Source organism: Burkholderia pyrrocinia, assembly GCF_018417535.1.
GTDB lineage: Bacteria > Pseudomonadota > Gammaproteobacteria > Burkholderiales > Burkholderiaceae > Burkholderia > Burkholderia pyrrocinia_E.
In genome coordinates this window covers 1,515,914-1,535,756 of sequence record NZ_CP070977.1, presented here as the reverse complement: position 1 = coordinate 1,535,756, position 19,843 = coordinate 1,515,914, and the positions used below count along the sequence as shown (strand labels likewise).

The window sequence follows — 19,843 nt, the reverse complement described above, 5'->3', positions numbered from 1 at the left end:
ATGGCGCGGGTTATGGCGGAGCGACGGGCAACGCGGCCGGCGCGGCGCGTCGGCGCGGCACTCGCGCTGGCGCTCGCGATGGCGTGCGCGGCAACCGGCACGGCCGGGCGCGCGCAGGCCGCGGGAGCCAACGAGACCGATGCGGCCGAGGCCGGATGCGGCGCGGCGTGGCCGCGCTGGGACGCGTTCAAGCGCGATTTCATCTCGGCCGACGGCCGCGTGATCGACGTCGGCTCGGCCGATTCACGCACGGTATCGGAGGGGCAGGCATATGGGCTTTTCTTCGCGCTGGTCGCGAACGACCGGCGCATGTTCGACGCGATCCTCGCATGGACCGAGAACAACCTCGCGCAGGGCGACCTGAGCGCGCACCTGCCCGCGTGGCTGTGGGGCCGCGCGCCGGACGGCGCGTGGCGCGTGCTCGACGCGAACGCCGCATCGGACGCCGACCTGTGGATCGCGTACGCGCTCGTCGAGGCCGGGCGACTGTGGCACGAGCGCAGCTATACGGCGCGCGGCGCGCTGCTCGCGAAACGCGTGCTCGACGACGAGACGGCGACCGTGCCGGGCCTCGGACTCACGCTGCTGCCCGGGTCGACCGGGTTCAAGCTGCCCAACGGCCAGTGGCGCGTGAACCCGAGCTATTCGCCGCCGCAGGTGATCCGCGCGCTCGGCGCACGCCTGCCGGACGACCGGCGCTGGGCCGCGCTGGCATCCAGCACCGGGCGCGTGCTGCTCGACACGGCGCCGAAGGGCTTTGCGCCCGACTGGGCGCTGTATCGCGCGGGCACGGGCTTCGGGCCCGATCCGCAGACGCATGCGGAGAGCGCGTACAACGCGATCCGCGTGTACCTGTGGGCCGGCATGCTCGACCGCGCCGATCCGCTCGCCGCGCCGTTGCTCGCGCGTTTCGCGCCGTTCGCCGACCATATCGCCGCGCATGGCGCGCCGCCGGAGAAGGTGGATACGACGACGGGCGTCGCGGGGCCGAACGACGGCAACGCCGGGTTCTCGGCGGCGGCCGTGCCGTTCCTCGACGCACGCGGCCAGCATGCGCTCGCCGATGCGCAGGCGGCTCGCGTCGACACGCTCGCGCGCCAGTCGGCGCCCGGCTATTACACGAGCGTGCTGACGCTGTTCGGCCTCGGCTGGCGCGATGGACGCTACAAGTTCGGTACGGACGGCACGCTCGACGCCCGCTGGGGAGGCCGTTCGTGCGCCGCCCGCTGAAGCGTGCCGCGCCGCATGTCGCGGGGTTTGCGTGGCTCGCGTCGTCGGTGTGTGCGGCGGCGCCCGGCACTGCATCCGACGCGGCGATGCCGAAAACCGTCACGCCGGCGACGTCCGCTTCCGCTTCCGCTTCCGCTTCCGCTTCCGCCGATGCGCAGCGTCAGCTCGACACCGCGCGCATGTGGGGCGTCAAGCATCGCGACGACCTCGCGCGCGATGCGCTGCGCAAGGGGCTGCTGATCGCGCCGGGCGATCCGGAACTGCTTGCCGAGCAGGTTCGCGTGCTGCTGCGGCTCGGCGACGCGAAGGGCGCGCAAGCCGCGCTCGCGCGCCTGCAGGCGCAGTCGCCGAATGCGCCCGCCACGCGGCGGGTGGCCGACGAATACCGCGTCGCGACGAGCGGGCGCGGCGAGATGGCGCAGATCCGCCTGCTCGCGCGCAGCGGCCGCACCGACGAGGCGGCCCGGCGGATCGTCGCGCTGTTTCCGAACGGCGCGCCGTCAGGCGCGCTCGGCGCCGAGTATTACGAAATCCTCGCGAATGCGCCGGGCACGCGCGAGCCGGCGATCGCCGCGCTGCGCCGCACGATCGCGGCCGATCCGCAGGACACCGGCGCGGCCATGGCGCTGGCGCGGCTGCTGAACCAGCATGGAGACACGCGCGCGGAGGCGAGCCGCATCGCATGGTCGCTCGCGAAGCGGGACGACGCCGACCATACGGAGGCGATGTCGCTGTGGCGGCGTGTGCTGCAGACGGCCGGCAACGATCCCGCGTATCTCGATGCGCTGCATGCGTATCTCGCGCTCGTGCCGGACGACACCGAATTCCGCGGTCGCGTTGTCGAACTGGACAGTCGACGCGATGCGCGGCGCCGGCTCGAACGCGATCCCGACTACGTCGCGCAGCAGCGCGGCCTGCAGGCGCTCGCACGCGGCGATCTTGCGGCCGCCGATCCGTTGCTCGCCCGCGCCGCGCGTGCGCGGGCCGACGACGCGGACGCGGTCGGCGGGCTCGGCCTGTTGTGTCTGCGCGAAGGGCGGCACGACGAAGCGCGCGCGTTGTTCCAGCGTGCCGCTGCGCTCGCGACCGATCAGCGTGGCAAATGGCAGAGCCTCGCGCGCACTGCGCAATTCTGGGGGCTGCTCGCGCAGGGTCGCGCGGCGTCGTCGGCCGGGCGGCCGCAGGATGCCGAACGCGCGGCGCGCGCCGCGCTCGCGATGCAGCCGGCCAACCCCGACGCGAAGCTGCAGCTCGCCGATGCGCTGCTCGCGCAGCACGACTGGGCCGGTGCGGAGCCGTTGCTGCGCGACTTGCTGGCCACGCGTGCGCCGAGCGTATCGGCCGTGCGCGGCACGGCGCTGCTCTATGAAAACACCGGCCGCGCGGACCGGATCGGCCCGCTGCTCGACGCGCTGCAAGGGCGCGTGACGGGCCGCGACGATCGCCGCGCGCTCGACGGCCTGCGCGCCGACCTGCTCGCGAACCAGGCGCGCGTACTCGCGGACAAGGGCGAACGCGGGCCCGCCGCGCAACGCTACGAGGCGGCCGTGCGCGCGGCGCCCGACGTGCCGTGGACGCGCTTCGCGCTCGCGCGCCTGTATCGCGACATGGGGTTGCCGCAACTCGGCCGCACGGTGATGGACGACGGGCTCGCGCAAAGCGATACGCCCGAGATGCGCTATGCGACCGCGCTGTACCGCAATTCGCTCGACGACGTCGCGGGCGCACGGGCCGCGCTCGCGCCCGTCGACGACGCGCACCGTTCGGACGGGATGCGCGCGCTCGCGCGCAAGCTCGACGCCGAAGGCACGCTGGCCGATGCGCGCGGCGCGCTCGGGCGCGGCGATCGCGCGGCATTTGCCGCATCGCTTGCGCATGCGCAGGCGAGCGCCCCGGACGATCCCGACATGCTGGCCGCGATCGGCGCGCAGTGGATCGATGCGGGCGAACCCGAACGCGGCCTCGCGCCGTTGCGCGACTGGATCGCCGCGCATCCGCGCGAAGCCGATGCCGACGTGCGGCTGCGCTACGGCGACCTGCTCGGCAGCGCGGGGCGTGACGATGCGCTCGCCGCGTGGCTCGATGCGCTGCGCCGCGAACCGTCGCTGACGCCCGCGCAGACGGCGCGGCTCGAGGATCAGTCGCTGCGGCTCGTGCTGCGGCAGGCGGACGATGCGATCGCGCGGCAGGACTACGCGCAGGCGCGCACGCTGCTCGGGCGCGCGAGCCCGGCCGGCCGCGCCGACCAGCGCTACGCGCTCGAACTGGCCGATCTCGAACGCGCGCAAGGCCACTACGGCGCGGCGCGCGACGCGCTCGCGCCGGTCGTTGCCCGGACACCGGACGATGCCGATACGCAGCTCGCGCTCGCGCGGATCGACGAGGACAGCGGCAACCGTGCGGCCGCGCTCGCGCGTGTGCAGGCCGTGCTCGCACGCACGCCGGACGACGACGTCGACACGCGGTTGTCGGCCGTGCGCCGGCTGAACGCGCTGCGCCGCCCGGACGAGGCCGCGCAGCTGACCGACCGGCTGCAGGCCGCGTATCCGGCGCGTGCGGACGTGACGGTCGCGGCCGGGCGTGTGGCCGAAGCACAGGGCCGCTATGACGACGCGGCGTCGTTGTACCGATTGTCGCGGTCGCAGGAACGCACGGCGGGCGTGAGCGCGGGCCGCGACGGCCTGACGCCCGCGCAGGCCGCCTTCGCGGATCTCGAACAGCGGCGCGACCCCGAGATCGAGACCGGCTGGACACCGGCATACAAGTCGGGCGACGAAGGCATCTCGTCGTATCGCGCGCAGCAGGTGCCGATCTACGTGCAGATGCCGATCCGCTACGACGGGCATGTGTTCGCGCAGATCGACACCGTGCATCTGGATCCGGGCACGCTCGATACGAGCGACCCGAATGCCTATTCGCTGAAGACGTTCGGGACCTACGCGGCGCTCAAGGCTCAGAACGGGCTACCGCCCCCGTTCCAGTTGAATCAGCCGGCCGCCGCGTTGATCGCGAATCCGCCGGGCTCGCTGCACCAGTCGACGACGGGCGTCGCGCTCGGCGCCGGCTATCGCACGGATGCATGGCGCTTCGATCTCGGTACGTCGCCGCTCGGTTTCCCGGTGCATTACCTCGTCGGCGGCGTGCGCTACCGCTTCGACGCGGGCCCGGCGAGCTTCAGCGTGAATGCGTCGCGGCGGCCGGAAACGAGCAGCGTGCTGTCGTACGCGGGGATGCGCGACCCGTGGACGGGCGCGGTCTGGGGCGGCGTGCGCCGCGACGGCGTGAACCTGCGCGCGTCGGTCGACGTCGGCCGCACGAACCTGTTCGCGGAACTCGGCGCGGGCGTGCTGTCCGGCCGCAACGTCGAACGCAACGCGGAGGTTACGCTGCGCACCGGGTTCACGGTGCCCGTGTACGAGCGCGCGACGATGAAGGTCAGCACCGGGCTCGTCGGCAATGCGTGGCACTACGCGCAGAACCTGCGCTACTACACGTACGGGCAGGGCGGTTACTACAGTCCGCAACGCTACCTGTCGCTCGGCGTGCCGATCGAATGGGCGGGGCGGCACGATGCGCTGTCGTGGGACCTGACCTTCACGGGCGGGATCTCGAACAGCTACGAGAAGGATTCGCTGTATTACCCGACGTTCTCGGGCCAGCGGGCCGCGCAGGTGGCGGCCGGGTTCGTGTACGCGGGCAGCTCGACACGCGGCGTGTCGTTCTCGTACGGCGTGAACGGCATCGTCGAGTATCGCGTGAACCCGCATCTGAGCGTCGGTGCGCAACTGCATGTCGACCGGTCGCACGATTACGCGCCGAGTTCGGCACTCGTGTACCTGCGCTATGCGTTCGATGCGCGCGCGCAGCGTAGCTGGCTCGTCACGCCGACGCCGGTGCGGCTTTATTCGGATTACTAGGGGAACGTCGTGAATACGGAAATCGATGCCACCCGTCCCGCGCTCGGCGCTACCGGCCTGCTGGGCCGCCTGCGCGCGCTGCTGCGCGCGGGGCCGGCCGGCGGCCGCGTCGGCACGCTGAGCCGGCTCGCGATCGACGGCCTGCCCGATGCGTGGACGCAACTGGAGGCCGGCGGCCTGTATGCGATCTACGCGGCCGGCGGCACGCCGGCGTGCGACGCGCTCGTATGGGAGAGCGCGCGGCAGGCGCGCACGCGCGACGTCACGGTCGTGCTCGCACGCGATGCGGCGCGCGTTGCCGAACAGATGCAGGCGCGCGGCTTCACGGGCGGCGCACAGCCGGCCGGCTGGCCGCGCAACCTGAGCGTGCTGGCGATGCCGGCGGCGGCCGAGCCGGCCGACGGCGCTGGCGCTGGCGCGATCGGCGACGCACCGCGCCGCGCGGCGCCGGGCCCGTTCGCGCGGCTGACCGGCGGCTTGCGCGCGATGAAGCGCTACGGTTTTCGTGCGCGTTCGCTGTATTTCGTCGAAGGCGCACAGCGCTGGTTCAGCTGGGACGATCCGGTCGCGCTTGCCGAAGAAGCGCACGCACTGGCCGACTGGTGCCGCACGCGCCGCATCGCGCTCGTGCTGTTGCTCGATCCCGAAGCGGCCCGGGCAGGCACCGATGCGCGTACCGACGATCCGCCGCTCGTGCGCGATGCCGATCGCACGCCGCGCAGCGGTTTCCACGGCGTCTGCTCGGGCGTCGCGCAGATGCAGCGCACGCACGGCGAACTGCTGTGGGTCGTCGATTTCTGGCGCGCGGGCGACACGCTCGCGGCCGGCGAGGTGCGGCCGCTGCGCTTTGCGCCGGGCGGCCGGCTGTCGGCGAGCGTCGATGGCGGCGCGACCGAGCCGGCGCGCCGGATGAAGCTCGCGAGCGACGAGGATCGCGTCGTCGTCAGCCGCGCTGTGTTCGACGATGCGAACCGCCTGCCCGGCGACTGGGAAATCGTCGACGACAACGCGGCCGTCGTCGCGGCCTGCGCGCGTGCCCAGGCCGCGACCGCGGTGCTCGTGTTCCGCTCGCATGCGCAGCTCGAAGCGTTGTGCGCGGACGTGCACGCGCTGCGCCGGCAGTGCGGCGGCGCGCTGAAGATCGCGGTCGTCGAGCGCGGCGAGGTGCTGCGCCAGCAGTTCGAAATGCTCGTGCTGAGCGTCGGCGCGAACCGTGTCGTCGCGCGCGACCTGCCGGTGTCGCGGATGCAGGCCGCCGTGCACGCGCTGCGCGGCCAGCTTTATGCGCGGCCCGTCGCGGCCGACTATCGCGCCGCACTCGCGGCCGCGCTCGGCGATTCGGTGCTCGGCTATCTGCCGGTCGGCGCGTTCTGCCTGCGGATTCGCGCGGTGCTCGATCGCGGCGCCGTGCTCGCGCTGCCGCATACGCTCGCGAAGATCGCGCTGCTGCCGGGCGTGTCGCATGTCGACGCGCTGCGGCACTGCCGGCCGCGCCGCGCGGGCGACGTCGTGACGGCCGATCCCGGGCACCTGTACGTGTTCCTGTTCGCGTGCGAACCGGTCGACGCCGACGACGCGCTCGCGCGGATCTTCGACGTGCCGGTCGACACGCTGTCCGACCGCGTCGTATGCCTCGGGCAGGGCAGCATCGACACGGAGCTCGATGCGCTGAAGGCCGAGAACCGGCGTGCGCCGATCGCGGACTACAGCGACCTGTTCGCGGTCAAGCAGCCGGCGGGCACCACGCGTGCGGCGACATCGGCGCGTGCGGACCACGGTGCGACGGTGGCCGACGCGATCGACGTAACCGGTGCGGCCGGAACCGGGACGCATCGCGACGTACTGCCGGAACCCGCGCACGCTGCCGCCGATACGCCGGCGCCGCTGCCTGCCATTCCCGCGATTCCCGTCGCGCGAACGCGAGGCGCCACCCGCAGCGCGATGCCGCTGCGCAAGCCGGAGGGCGCATGATCGCCGAACTCGTCATCGGATTCGTCGTCGGCATCGTGATCGCGGTGCCCGTCTGGATCGTCGCGCAGCACCTCGGCATCGGCCGCGGCTTTCATGCGCCGCGCGGCATCGACCGGCGCGACGCGGTGCCGTGCGAACTCGTGCCGGTCGCGCTGCGCGGGCGTTTGCTGCCCGATGCCGAGCGCGACGGCGAGGCGGCCCGATGAAGACGATCGCCATTACGTCGACGACGGGCGGCGCGGGCCGCACGACGCTCGCCGCCGCGCTCGCGGTGCTGCTCGCGCGCCGCGGCCGGCCGGTCGTCGCCGTCGAATTCGATGCGCAGAACCTGATGGGCGCGACGCTGGGCCTCGACACGCTGGCCGAGCAAGGCCTCGCGCAGACCGTGCTCGGCGGCGCCGAGCCGTGGCACGCGCATACGTGGCGCAATGCCGACGGCGTGCTGTTCGTGCCGTACGGGCAGGTCGACGCGGCCGGCGCGGCCACGTGCGATGCGCGGCTCACGGCCGACCCCGCATGGCTGTCGCGCGCGCTCGACGAGATCGCGCTGCCGGCCGACGGCGTCGTGCTGGTCGACACCGCGCGCTATCCGTCGCCGCAGGCCGAGCAGGCGATTCGCCGCGCGGACCTGACGCTCGTCGTCGTGCCGCCCGAACCGACTGCCTGCGCGACGGTGGCCGCGCGGCTCGGCGCGCTCCGCGCCGGTGGCGGCGAACTGCAGATCGTCGTGAACCGGCTGAACCCGGCGCGCGACATGCAGCGCGACGCGATCGCGATGCTGCGCGCGGTCGCCGGGCCGGCGTCGATGCTCGAACAGCGGATCCACGTCGACGCGGCCGTGCCCGAAGCGCTCGCGCGCGGTAGCTGGATCTTCGACGACGCGCCGTATTCGCAGACGTCGCACGACCTGAACGGCATCGCGAACTGGGTCGATGCGTGGCTGGCGGCGGCCGCCGCCGGTCGCACCGGAGCGAAGCGATGAAGGCCGCCTTCGCGCCGCGGCTGCGCGCACTCGGCCGCCGTGCGGCCGACTGGTTCGCACGCGGCATCGGGCTGCCGGCGGAGCGCACGCTGGTCGACTGGCTCGTGCGGCTGTTCTTCCACGCGCCGCCGCCCGGCCGGCCCGACCACGTGCGCCGCTGGGTGCGCGTCGCGTTCCTGCGGCTCGCGCACGAGTGGGGCGTGCTGCAGCCGCTCAGCCCGCGCGAATGGCTGTGGCGCTCGATCGTGCGCGCGCCGCGCGCGGCCGACGGCCGGCCCGCGCGCGATCCGCTCGCGTGGTTCGACACGTTCGTCGTGCCCGTCTATGTGGCCGGGCGCGCGGTCGGCCGGCGCATCGACGCGCTGCTCGCACGCCTGCCGTGGGCGCGCTGGGGTGGCTGGCTCGATGCGCGCGCGAACGGCGTCGGCCGGCGCCGCTGGCTCGTGCCGCTGCTGCTCGTGGCCGGCGCGCTGCTGTGGGCCGCGGCCGGGATGTCGCCGCTGATGCCCGGCGCGCAGTTTGCGTTCTTCGCGATCGTCGCGGTGCTGGCGCTCGCGCTGCGCCGCCTGCCGGGCCACCTGCCGACGCTCGCGCTCGCGTCGCTCGCGCTGCTCGCGACGCTGCGCTACGTGTGGTGGCGCACGACGCAGACGCTCGACTTCCGCGGCCCGGTCGAGGCGATCGCCGGCTACCTGCTGTACGGCGCCGAAGCCTATACGTGGATGATCCTGCTGCTCGGTTTCGTGCAGACCGCATGGCCGCTCGACCGGCCGATCGTGCCGCTGCCCGACGATCCCGACACCTGGCCGACCGTCGACATCTACATCCCGACCTACAACGAGCCGCTGTCGGTCGTGAAGCCGACGGTCTTCGCCGCGCAGAGCATCGACTGGCCGACGGCGAAGCTGCGCGTCTACCTGCTCGACGACGGCCGGCGCCCCGAGTTCGCGGCGTTCGCGGCCGAGGCCGGCATCGACTACCTGACGCGCGACGACAACCTTCACGCGAAGGCCGGCAACATCAACCGTGCGCTGCCGAGGACGCACGGCGAATACATCGCGATCTTCGACTGCGATCACGTGCCGACGCGCTCGTTCCTGCAGACGACGATGGGCGTGTTCCTGCGCGATCCGAAGTGTGCGCTCGTGCAGACGCCGCACCATTTCTTCTCGCCCGATCCGTTCGAGCGCAACCTCGGCACGTTCCGCGAGATCCCGAACGAGGGCAACCTGTTCTACGGGCTCGTGCAGTCGGGCAACGACCTGTGGAACGCGACGTTCTTCTGCGGGTCGTGCGCGGTGCTCAAGCGCAGCGCGCTGGAGGAGGTCGGCGGCGTCGCGGTGGAAACCGTGACCGAGGATGCGCATACGGCGCTCAAGCTGCACCGGCGCGGCTATACGTCGGCGTACCTGCCGACCGTGCAGGCGGCCGGCCTCGCGACCGAAAGCCTCGCGGGCCACGTGAAGCAGCGCACGCGCTGGGCGCGCGGGATGGCGCAGATCTTCCGCATCGACAACCCGTTCCTCGGGCGCGGGCTCGGCTTCATCCAGCGGATCTGCTACGGCAACGCGATGCTGCACTTCTTCTACGGGATTCCGCGGCTGGTGTTCCTGACGATCCCGCTCGCGTACCTGTTCTTCCACCTGTACTTCATCAACGCGTCGGCGCTCGCGCTCGCGAGCTACGTGATCCCGTATCTCGTGCTCGCGAACGTCGCGAACTCGCGAATGCAGGGGCGCTACCGCCATTCGTTCTGGGCCGAGGTCTACGAATCGGTGCTCGCGTGGTACATCGCGCTGCCGACCACCGTCGCGTTCTTCAGCCCGAAGCACGGCAAGTTCAACGTGACCGACAAGGGCGGCAAGATCGACGAAGGCTATGTCGACTGGTCGACGTCGAAGCCGTATCTCGTGCTGTTCGGGCTGAACGTGCTCGCGATCGCCGCCGGCCTGTGGCGGCTGGTGGCCGACCAGGGCGACGAGGCGTCGACGATCCTGATCACGCTCGGCTGGACCGTGTACAACCTCGCGATGCTCGGCGCGGCGCTGGCCGTCGCGCGCGAGACCAGGCAGGTGCGCGTCACGCACCGGATCGCGATGCGCGTGCCGGCCACGTTGCTGCTTGCCGACGGAACGACTGCCGCATGCTTCACGAGCGACTACTCGACCGGCGGCCTCGGCCTCGAACGCGTGCCGGGGCTGCCGCTCGCCGTCGGCGACACGCTGACGGTGTGCGTGACGCGCGGCGACCGGCCGTTCCCGTTCCCGGTGCGCGTGAGCCGCGTGACGCCGACCCACGTCGGCGTGAGCTTCGAGGAACTGACGCTCGAACAGGAACGCCAGCTCGTGCAATGCACGTTCGGCCGCGCGGATGCGTGGCTCGACTGGCACGAAGGCACGCGCGCCGACACGCCGCTCGGCGGGCTGAAGGAAGTGCTGCGCATCGGCGTGAATGGTTACGTGCGAATGTGGAAGGGTGCGGCGCACGGCCTGCAGGCCGTGCTGGCGCCGAAACTCGATCGGGCGCGCGACTGACGCGGCGCTCATCATGGAGTGGGTTAGATGACGTTCTGGAATCTGTATTTCATCCTGAAGTTCGCGCTGTTCGCGACCGGGCACCTGCAGCCGCTGTGGCTCGCGAACCTCGCGTTCGCGCTGGCGCTCGCGGCGAGCGCGCCGATCCGGCAGCGTGCGTGGCGCATCGTCCGGCAGGTCGCGGCGATCGCGATCGCGGTGCCGCTGCTTGCGCGCGAGATGCATGCGCCGCCGCTTGCACGCCTCGCCGAGGCCGCCCGCGAAATGAGCACGTTCCGCGCCGACTACTGGATGGAACTGCTGCCGCGCCTGCTGCCGCCCGTGCTGGTGCTGACGGTCGTCGGCGCGCTGGTCGTCTATTTCATCGTCAACCGCTGGCTGCGCGTCGCGACGTTCGTGCTGGCCGCGCTGATCGTGATGCCGCTGTGGCAGGCAGGCAGCGGGCTGATGGCGCGCGTCGTCGCGCCGTCCGCGCAGCAGCAGGCGAACGCGACGGGTGCGACCCTCTCCGACCGGCCCGAGGACCACAACGCGGCGCTCGCGACGTTCCGCGCGCAGGAGTCGCAGCGGCAGGTCGCGTTCGGCCATCCCGGCAACGATCCGGCCGCGCAGTTCGACGTGATCGTGCTGCACGTCTGCTCGCTGTCGTGGGACGACCTCGATGCGGCGAAGGTGCGCAACCACCCGATGCTGAGCCACTTCGACTACCTGTTCACGAACTTCAGCACGGCCGCGAGCTACAGCGGCCCGGCGGCGATCCGCGTGCTGCGCGCGAGCTGCGGGCAGGAGGCGCACGAGGACCTGTACAAGCCCGCGCCGCAGCAGTGCCGGTTGTTCGCGCAACTCGCGGGCGCCGGCTACACGGTGCAGTCGCTGCTGAACCACGACGGCCACTTCGACAACTTCCTGCAGGTGATTCACGACAACCTCGGTGCGCCCGGCGCACCGATGATCTCGAACGCGGCCGCGCCCGTCGCGATGCATGCGTTCGACGGCTCCGCGATCAAGGACGACTACGGGACGCTCGCGAACTGGTATGCGCAGCGCGCGTCGGTGCCGGGGCCCGTCGCGCTGTACTACAACACGATCAGCCTGCACGACGGCAACCGCGTGGTCGGCAGTTCGCTGACGAGCCTCGACTCGTATCCGCAGCGCGCGACGAAGCTGATGAGCGACTTCGATCGTCTCGCCGACCTGATCGCGCAATCGAGCCGCCGCGCGGTGATCGTGTTCGTGCCCGAGCACGGCGCCGCGCTGCGCGGCGACAAGAACCAGGTCGCGGGGCTGCGCGAGATCCCGACGCCGCGCGTCGTGCACGGGCCGGTCGGCGTGCGGCTCGTCGGCTTTGCCGGCAACCACGGTGCGACGACCGTGATCGAGCAGCCGACCAGCTTTCTCGCGCTCGCGCAGTTGTTGTCGAATCTCGTATCGAACAGCCCGTTCAAGCCGGGCGCGACGCTTGCGCAATATGCGGCGGACCTGCCGCGCACGCGGATGGTCGGCGAGAACGAGGGCACGGTGACGATGCAGACGGCCGCGGGCTACGCGGTGAAAACTCCGGACGGCGTATGGATCGACGAACAGTAATCCTTCCCGGCGAAGGCGACGACGATCGCCTGTCGCAGCCGAACGACGTGCTCGGCCTCGCGCGGCATCTGCCCGCGCTCGATCCTGAACGCTATGTCGACGAGCAGGCGCGGCGCGCGTTCATCGAATCGCTCGATCGCTGGCCGACGCTCGCGAAACTGATGGGATTGAAGCGCTGAACGGACGACGGCCGGCATGCGTGCCGGCCGTCGTTTGCTTGCGAGCGAAGCTGCCTATTCTGCCGGCCGCGCCTTGCGTTCCGGCTGGCGCGTCCACTCGTCTTCTTCGCCCGGCACCTTGCCGAAGGTCTGCGCGGCCCACGCTGCGCGTGCCGCGTCGATCTTCGCGCGCTCGCTCGACACGAAATTCCATTCGATGAAACGCTCGCCCGGCAGGTGCGCGCCGCCGAGCAGCATCACGCGCGCGCCGTTCGCGCTGGCGAGCGCCACGGTCGTGCCCGGTTCGAGCACGGCCATCGTGGCGGGGGCGAGCGGCGTGTCGTCGATGGCGAGGTCGCCGTCGACGAGATACACGCCGCGCTCGTCGTGCTCCGCATCGAGCGCGAGCTGCCCGCCGGACGCGAATTCGGCAACCGCATAGAGCGTCGGCGAGAACACGGCGACCGGCGACGTCAACCCGAATGCGGTGCCCGCGATCACGCGCACGCTCGCGCCGTCGCGCGTGAACGACGGCAGCGTGTCGGCCGGATGATGGACGAACGCGGGCGTGGTGTCTTCGTGCTCGACCGGCAGCGCGACCCAGGTCTGGATCCCGTGGACCGGCTGCTCGAGCGGCCGGTCCTCGTCGGGCGAACGCTCCGAATGCACGATGCCGCGGCCGGCCGTCATCCAGTTCACGTCGCCCGGCACGATCTTCTGCCGGAAGTCGAGGCTGTCGTGATGCATCAGGGAGCCGTCGAACAGGTAGGTGACGGTCGCGAGCCCGATGTGCGGATGCGGCCGCACGTCGATGCCGCGGCCGGCCGGCAGGACCGCCGGGCCCATCTCGTCGAAGAAGATGAACGGGCCGACGAGGCGCGCGGCGCGCGCGGGCAGCACGCGGCGCACGACGAGGTTGCCGATGTCGCTTTCGCGCGGCGTGAGCAGGGTCTTGATCGATGCGGACATGATGGGGAACTCGTGTTCGGTGCGGTGGGCGGTCAGGCGATCGCCGTGTCGATCGTGATCGGATGCGTGAGGATCTTGTGTACCGGGCACGCGTTCGCGATCTGCAGCAGGCGCTCGCGCTGCTCGCCGGACAGGTCGCCTTCGAGCGTGATGCGGCGCACGATCGTGCTGCCCGCGCTGCCCGATTCGTGCGCGAGCTTCACGTGCACTTCGGCGAGCGGCCAGCCCTTGCGTTGCGCATACATCTTCAGCGTGATCGCGGTGCAGGCGCCGAGGCTCGACAGCAGCAGCGCGACGGGCGTCGGCGCCGCATCGCCGCCGCCGAGCGACGCCGGTTCGTCGGCGCGCCACTGGTGGACGCCATCGCTGAAGTGGACGAGATAATCGACCGAGCCGATGCTCGCTTCGACGGACAGTTCGCTCATTGCAGTTCCATGGGGAAAAGGGGGAGGGCCGGCGGCCTGGCCGGACGTTACGGTTCGAGCAGCCGCTGCAGCCGCAGTTCCTCGAAATCGAGTTCCGATTCGATCCGGTGCAGCACCGTGTCGTCGACCTTGCCGTCGCGATGCAGGTCGAGCAGCGCCTGGCGCGACACACCGACGAGTTCGAGTTCGACGCGCAGCATCCGCGCGCGCATGTCGGCCGGTTCGGCACCATGCCGATGCGCGCGTTCGTTGAACATGACACGGTTGCGATATTCGGCGAGCAGGCGGTCGAGCGAAGGGCGCTCGAGGTTCGACCCGCGCTGCTCCAGCGCGTCGAGTTCGGCGAGCGCCGCGCCAAACGCATGCGCGCGTACCGCGTGCTCGGACATCGTATGCCGCGCGACGGGCCGCAGCTTCAGCACGCGGATCAGCGGCGCGAGCGTGCCGCCCTGCACGACGAGCGTCGCGATGATCAGCAGGAACGTGCTGAACAGGATCAGGTCGCGGCCGGGGAAGTTGCCCGGCAGCGCGATCGCGGCCGCGAGGCTCACGACGCCGCGCATGCCCGACCAGCCGAGCACGACGGCTTCGCGCCACGACCACCGCGCGTGGCCAGCGCGCGGCGCACGCAGGCGGCCCGGCAGCCACATCGCGACGAATACCCACACGACGCGCGCACCGATCGCGGCGGCGGTGGCGGGCAGCGCGACGCGCAGGCCGGCCATCAGCACCGCGCCTTCGTGGTTCACGCGTGCGAGGATCGCATGCAGCGCGAGACCGATCAGGATGAACACGAGCGCATCGAGCACGAACACGATCGCTTCCCACGTCGCCTTCGCCTTGATCCGCAGGTCGGCGTCGAACACGCGATGCTGGCGCACGCCGAGCACGAGGCCGCAGGTCACCACCGACAGCACGCCCGAGCCGTCGACGGCTTCCGCGATCCCGTAGCTGCCCCACGCCATCGCGAAAGTCACGACGATGCCGAGCATCGGGTCGCGCAGGCGCGGCAGCACCCAGCACATCGCATGGCCGCATGCGAGGCCGACCGCGATGCCGATCAGCGTGAGCGAGAAGAACAGGCCGGTGGCGCTCGCGGCCGTGATCGACACGGCGAGCGCGGTCGACACGGCCATCTGGTACAGCAGCAGGCCCGATGCATCGTTGACGAGGCTTTCGCCTTCGAGCACCGCGACGAGCCGCGCGGGCAGCGGGTAGCGCTGCAGGATCGCCTTCGCGGCGACCGCGTCGGGCGGCGACACGATCGCGCCGAGCGTGAAGCACGCGGCCCACGGCAGCGCCGGGTTCGCGGCACGCACGGCCACGGCGACTGCGACGGTCGTGAACGCCACCGCACCGAGCGCGAGCGATGCGATCGACGCGAGCTCCTGCCGGAATTCCTTCCACGCGGTGTAGAACCCGCTCGACATCAGCAGCGGCGGCAGCACGGCCGCAAGCAGCAGCGCCGGGTCCATGTCGGGCACGCGCTTGCCGGCGATCGCCACCACGCAGCCGCCGAGCAGCAGCACGACGGCCGGCGGAATCGAGATCCGTTCGGCGAGCCACGTGAGCGCGCCCGCGCCGCAGATCAACAGCAGCAGGTAGTGAAACAGCTCGACGTTGGTCATGCGCGGCCTGCGGCGACGGCGTGCATCACGACGGCTTGCGGTCGTTCGCGGCGCCACCCGGCAGCGCGCCGAACATGTGCTGGCTGCATTGCGCTTCGCGCCATGCGGTATTCAGCCGGTGTCCGGAAAGCATCCGGCGAGCGACCGGCAGGATCTGTTCGCCGGCCAGCATGCCGAGCAGGCCGGTGAGCGCGATGATCGGCGGCGCCGGCGAATTCACGCCGAGCGCGCCGTAGATGATGCCGGCGAGGATGCCGGCGAGCAGCGACAGGAAATACGGTTTCATGGTGAGCATCCCGTGATGGCCGACGGGCGGTACGGTGTGCGCCGTCAAGATTCTGAAAGCGTATCGGGTTTGCGTGAAGAAAAAAAGGGTGGGCGACCCCGAACGGGCGTCGATTCCGGAATCGGATCGATTCCGTTTCTTGGGTGTTCGCGCCGCGCGTTTGCAGATTAAATACTGCGAGCCGGATGACGATCCCGATCCGGCGCAATTCAAATGCGGCTCCTCCCGTTCCGACGGTCGAGGCAGGCCCTCCTTTTTCCGTTCACAGGACGACACGCGTCATGAGCAACCCGAAACTTGAAGTACTCACTCCGCAGAACAGCCAGCTGATCTTCATCGACCAGCAGCCGCAGATGGCGTTCGGCGTGCAGTCGATCGATCGTCAGACGCTGAAGAACAACGTCGTCGGGCTCGCGAAGGCCGCGAAGGTGTTCGACATCCCGACCACGATCACGACGGTCGAAAGCGAAAGCTTCTCGGGCCACACCTATCCCGAACTGCTCGACGTGTTCCCGAACCAGAAGACGCTCGAACGCACGTCGATGAACTCGTGGGACGACCAGAAGGTGCGCGACGCGCTGGCTGCGAACGGCCGCAAGAAGGTGGTCGTGTCGGGCCTGTGGACGGAGGTCTGCAATACGACGTTCGCGCTGTGCGCGATGCTCGAAGGCGACTACGAAATCTACATGGTCGCCGACGCATCGGGCGGCACGTCGAAGGACGCGCACGACTTCGCGATGCAGCGGATGGTGCAGGCCGGCGTGGTGCCCGTGACGTGGCAGCAGGTCCTGCTCGAGTGGCAGCGCGACTGGGCGCGCCGCGAGAGCTACGACGCGGTGATGGCGATCGCGAAGGAGCACTCGGGCGCATACGGGATGGGCGTCGATTACGCGTACACGATGGTCCACAAGGCAGCCGAGCGTACGCTGACGCCGCACGAGTCGATCCCGGCCGTGCCGGCGAAGTAACGGGCCGCCTGCCGCGATCGTCGCGACGGACGCGGCGATTGCCTGCCGTCGGCCGCCGCGCGTTCAGGCCACGGGCAGCGCCCACGGCGCGTGGGAGAAGTGTTCGGCGAGGAACTCGAGCAGCACCGTCACGCGCGCGGCGCGCAGCATGCCGGGCGGCGTGACGAGGTTGACGTTGATGTCGGCGATCTTCCAGTCGCTCATCACTTCCTCGAGCTCGCCGCGCTGCATCGCGTCCCACACCAGGAACTCGGGCTGCAGCGCGAGGCCGTGGCCGGCGACGAGCGCGGGGACGATCACGTCCGCGTTGTTGGTGCGGATGCGGCCGTGCACGGACACGCCGACCTCCTCGCCCGATGCCGGGTGACGAAAGCGCCAGTGCTCGGGCGTCGGCAGGTTCGTATAGGTGAGGCACACATGCTGTTCGAGGTCGCGCGGGTGCGTGGGGCGGCCGCGCCGGTCGAGGTACGCGGGCGCCGCGACGAGCGGCCGGCGCACCGCACAGAGCCGGCGCGAGCGCAGCGACGAATCGCTGAGCTCCGCGATGCGGACCGCGACGTCGAAGCCGCCGGACACGATGTCGACGATGTGATCGGTGAGCACGAGGTCGATGTCGACGCGCGGATAGCGTTCGAGAAACGCGGGCAGTACCGGCGACAGATGGCGCAGCCCGAACGACATCGGCGCATTCACGCGCACGAGGCCGTGCGGTTCGAGCGCCTGCGCGGATGCTTCGCTTTCGATCAGCTCCGCATCGGCGAGCAGGCGGATCGCGCGGTCGCGCAGCAGTTCGCCGGTGGGCGTGAGCGACAGCTTGCGCGACGTGCGGTACAGCAGCATCGCGCCGAGGCGCTTTTCGAGGCGCGCGATCGCCTTCGACACGGTCGGTTGCGACACGCCGAGCAGGTCGGCGGCTTTGGCGAACGAGCCGGTCTCCGCGACGCGCGCAAAGATGGCCCAGGCTTCGAGATCAGGAAGGTGTTGCATGGTCGGCACGAATGGCAGGGAAGCGAAACGGATGCGGCGGCAGCGGATCGTGCCGCCGATGCGACGCACTGCGAAGGCGGGCGCGCGATGCAGGTGATTCTAATCCGGCCGGGAGAACAATCGTTATGGAATCTTATCTACTTTCGTTGGGCGCCGGCGTGCTGATCGGCGTCGTATACAGCGTGATCAAGGTGCGCTCGCCGGCACCGCCGCTGATCGCGCTGGTCGGCCTCGCCGGCATGCTGATCGGCGCAGGGGGCGTCGCGCCGGTCCGTCACTGGCTCGGCTTCTGACCGCATCGAGGACATTTCATGAACGCAATCGATACTCAACCGGATCTCATCCTGCACAACGGGCGCATCACGACGCTCGATCGTGCGAACCCCGTCGCCACCGCCGTCGCGATCAAGGACGGCCGCTTCGTCGCGGTCGGCGGCAACGCGGACATCGTGCCGCTCGCGGGCCGCGCGACGAAGGTCGTCGACCTCGACGGCCGCACCGTGCTGCCTGGCCTGATCGACAACCACACGCACGTGATTCGCGGCGGCCTGAACTACAACCTGGAGCTGCGCTGGGACGGCGTGCGTTCGCTCGCGGTCGCGATGGACATGCTCCGGCGGCAGGTCGCGATCACACCCGCGCCGCAGTGGGTGCGCGTGGTCGGCGGCTTCACCGAACACCAGTTCGCCGAGAAGCGCCTGCCGACGATCGAAGAACTCAACGCGGCCGCGCCCGATACGCCGGTGTTCATCCTGCACCTGTACGACCGCGCGCTGCTGAACGCGGCGGCGCTGCGGGTGGTCGGCTACACGAAGGACACGCCGGAGCCGCCGGGCGGCACGATCCTGCGCGACGCCGCGGGCAACCCGACCGGGCTGCTGCTCGCGAACCCGAACGCGACGATCCTTTACGCGACGCTCGCGAAGGGGCCGAAGCTGCCGTTCGAATACCAGTACAACTCGACGCGCCACTTCATGCGCGAACTGAACCGTCTCGGCGTGACCGGCGTGATCGATGCGGGCGGCGGTTCGCAGAATTATCCCGACGATTACGAAGTGATCCGCAAGCTGCACGACGCGGGCGAGATGACGATCCGGATCGCGTACAACCTGTTCACGCAGAAGCCGAATGCCGAGAAGGAAGACTTCGTGAACTGGACGAAGAGCGTCAAGTATCACGACGGCACCGACTATTTTCGCAACAACGGCGCGGGCGAAATGCTGGTGTTCTCGGCGGCCGATTTCGAGGACTTCCGCGTCGCGCGTCCCGATCTGCCGGCGCAGATGGAAGACGATCTCGAAGGCGTCGTGCGTGTGCTCGCGCAGAACCGCTGGCCGTGGCGCATGCATGCGACCTACGATGAAACGATCAGCCGTGCGCTCGACGTGTTCGAAAAGGTCAACAAGGACATTCCGCTTGCCGGCCTGAACTGGTTCTTCGATCACGCGGAAACCGTTACCGAAAAATCGATGGATCGTATTGCGGCGCTGGGCGGCGGTATCGCGGTGCAGCACCGGATGGCGTACCAGGGTGAGTACTTCGTGGAGCGCTATGGCGCGCAGGCGGCCGAAGCGACGCCGCCCGTCGCGAAGATGCTTTCGAAGGGCATCAAGGTCTCGGCCGGCACCGACGCGACGCGCGTCGCGTCGTACAACCCGTGGGTGTCGCTCGCATGGCTCGTGACGGGCAAGACGGTCGGCGGGCTGCGGATGTATCCGCAACGCAACCTGCTCGATCGCGAGACTGCGCTGCGCATGTGGACCGAGTACGTGACGTGGTTCTCGAACGAGGAAGGGAAGAAAGGGCGCATCGCGGTCGGGCAGCTCGCGGACCTGATGGTCCCGGATCGCGATTTCTTCACCTGTGCGGAGGACGATATCGTGGACACGACCGCCTTGCTGACGGTCGTCGGCGGAAAGATCGTCTGGGGCGCGGGGCCGTTCGCGTCGCACGACGCGCCGATTCCGCCCGCGATGCCGGACTGGTCGCCCGTGCGCGAGTACGGCGGCTATGGCGGCTGGGGCGCGACGCAGCGCAACGGCGCACCGCTGCAGCGCGCGGCGGCCGCTGCGATGTGCGGCTGCGCGAGCGCGTGCAACGTACACGGACATGCGCATGCGGGTGCATGGGGTAGCGCATTGCCGACGTCGGATGCGAAGGGCTTCTGGGGCGCGTTCGGCTGTTCGTGCTGGGCGGTCTGA

At 70.5% G+C, this 19,843-nt stretch carries 16 protein-coding genes; 11 read left to right on the top strand and 5 right to left on the bottom strand.

Annotated features, from left to right (window positions below; translation table 11 throughout):
• From bcsZ to JYG32_RS07170, 8 genes are read left to right on the top strand one after another with little or no spacing between them, the layout of a single operon-like run.
• Positions 1 to 1,230, top strand: coding sequence for a cellulose synthase complex periplasmic endoglucanase BcsZ (gene bcsZ, locus JYG32_RS07205; RefSeq protein WP_213265126.1), 1,230 nt, complete (start codon positions 1 to 3; stop codon positions 1,228 to 1,230).
• Complete coding sequence (locus tag JYG32_RS07200; RefSeq protein WP_213265125.1) at positions 1,215 to 5,147, top strand: cellulose synthase subunit BcsC-related outer membrane protein; 3,933 nt, start codon at positions 1,215 to 1,217, stop codon at positions 5,145 to 5,147. The genes bcsZ and JYG32_RS07200 overlap by 16 nt, the downstream gene beginning before the upstream one ends.
• Before the next feature lie 9 nt (positions 5,148 to 5,156).
• A complete protein-coding gene (bcsE, locus tag JYG32_RS07195; protein ID WP_213265124.1) occupies positions 5,157 to 7,118 on the top strand; it encodes a cellulose biosynthesis protein BcsE in 1,962 nt (653 codons plus the stop codon).
• Positions 7,115 to 7,324 carry a hypothetical protein gene (locus tag JYG32_RS07190; protein ID WP_213265123.1) on the top strand — a complete coding sequence of 70 codons (210 nt, stop codon included), beginning with the start codon at positions 7,115 to 7,117 and terminating at the stop codon, positions 7,322 to 7,324. Before bcsE ends, JYG32_RS07190 begins: the two co-directional genes overlap by 4 nt.
• Positions 7,321 to 8,100, top strand: coding sequence for a cellulose biosynthesis protein BcsQ (gene bcsQ, locus JYG32_RS07185; RefSeq protein WP_213265122.1), 780 nt, complete (start codon positions 7,321 to 7,323; stop codon positions 8,098 to 8,100). Before JYG32_RS07190 ends, bcsQ begins: the two co-directional genes overlap by 4 nt.
• The gene (bcsA, locus tag JYG32_RS07180) at positions 8,097 to 10,634 is read left to right on the top strand and encodes a UDP-forming cellulose synthase catalytic subunit (protein WP_213265121.1); all 2,538 of its coding nucleotides are present in this window, start codon (positions 8,097 to 8,099) and stop codon (positions 10,632 to 10,634) included. The genes bcsQ and bcsA overlap by 4 nt, the downstream gene beginning before the upstream one ends.
• A gap of 27 nt (positions 10,635 to 10,661) precedes the next feature.
• Positions 10,662 to 12,221, top strand: coding sequence for a cellulose biosynthesis protein BcsG (gene bcsG / locus JYG32_RS07175; protein ID WP_213265120.1), 1,560 nt, complete (start codon positions 10,662 to 10,664; stop codon positions 12,219 to 12,221).
• On the top strand, positions 12,203 to 12,400 hold the full coding sequence (locus tag JYG32_RS07170) for a hypothetical protein (protein ID WP_065500252.1): 198 nt from the start codon (positions 12,203 to 12,205) through the stop codon (positions 12,398 to 12,400). Before bcsG ends, JYG32_RS07170 begins: the two co-directional genes overlap by 19 nt.
• Positions 12,401 to 12,454: 54 nt before the next feature.
• Here JYG32_RS07170 and JYG32_RS07165 read toward each other — a convergent pair whose 3' ends face one another.
• The 4 genes from JYG32_RS07165 to JYG32_RS07150 are packed head-to-tail and all read right to left on the bottom strand — an operon-like array spanning position 12,455 to position 15,687.
• Entirely contained in the window at positions 12,455 to 13,348 is an 894-nt protein-coding gene (locus JYG32_RS07165; protein ID WP_213265119.1) for a pirin family protein, read from the bottom strand.
• 32 nt (positions 13,349 to 13,380) lie between these two features.
• Positions 13,381 to 13,773, bottom strand: coding sequence for an OsmC family protein (locus JYG32_RS07160; protein ID WP_047900437.1), 393 nt, complete (start codon positions 13,771 to 13,773; stop codon positions 13,381 to 13,383).
• A 47-nt stretch (positions 13,774 to 13,820) separates the two neighbouring features.
• Positions 13,821 to 15,401, bottom strand: a complete 1,581-nt coding sequence (locus tag JYG32_RS07155) for a cation:proton antiporter (RefSeq protein ID WP_213265118.1) — start codon at positions 15,399 to 15,401, stop codon at positions 13,821 to 13,823.
• Between the two features lie 25 nt (positions 15,402 to 15,426).
• On the bottom strand, positions 15,427 to 15,687 hold the full coding sequence (locus JYG32_RS07150; protein ID WP_213265117.1) for a XapX domain-containing protein: 261 nt from the start codon (positions 15,685 to 15,687) through the stop codon (positions 15,427 to 15,429).
• Positions 15,688 to 15,968: 281 nt separating this feature from the next.
• Here JYG32_RS07150 and JYG32_RS07145 point away from each other — a divergent pair, with 281 nt between their 5' ends.
• Entirely contained in the window at positions 15,969 to 16,655 is a 687-nt protein-coding gene (locus JYG32_RS07145) for a hydrolase (protein WP_174383461.1), read from the top strand.
• A 63-nt stretch (positions 16,656 to 16,718) separates the two neighbouring features.
• Here the strand turns inward: JYG32_RS07145 and JYG32_RS07140 are convergent, their stop codons facing one another.
• Entirely contained in the window at positions 16,719 to 17,642 is a 924-nt protein-coding gene (locus JYG32_RS07140; RefSeq protein ID WP_213265116.1) for a LysR family transcriptional regulator, read from the bottom strand.
• A gap of 125 nt (positions 17,643 to 17,767) precedes the next feature.
• Here JYG32_RS07140 and JYG32_RS07135 point away from each other — a divergent pair, with 125 nt between their 5' ends.
• Positions 17,768 to 17,935, top strand: a complete 168-nt coding sequence (locus JYG32_RS07135) for a DUF1427 family protein (protein WP_213265115.1) — start codon at positions 17,768 to 17,770, stop codon at positions 17,933 to 17,935.
• Positions 17,936 to 17,953: 18 nt separating this feature from the next.
• Positions 17,954 to 19,843: an amidohydrolase gene (locus JYG32_RS07130; RefSeq protein WP_213265114.1), complete on the top strand. Its 1,890-nt coding sequence runs from the start codon at positions 17,954 to 17,956 to the stop codon at positions 19,841 to 19,843.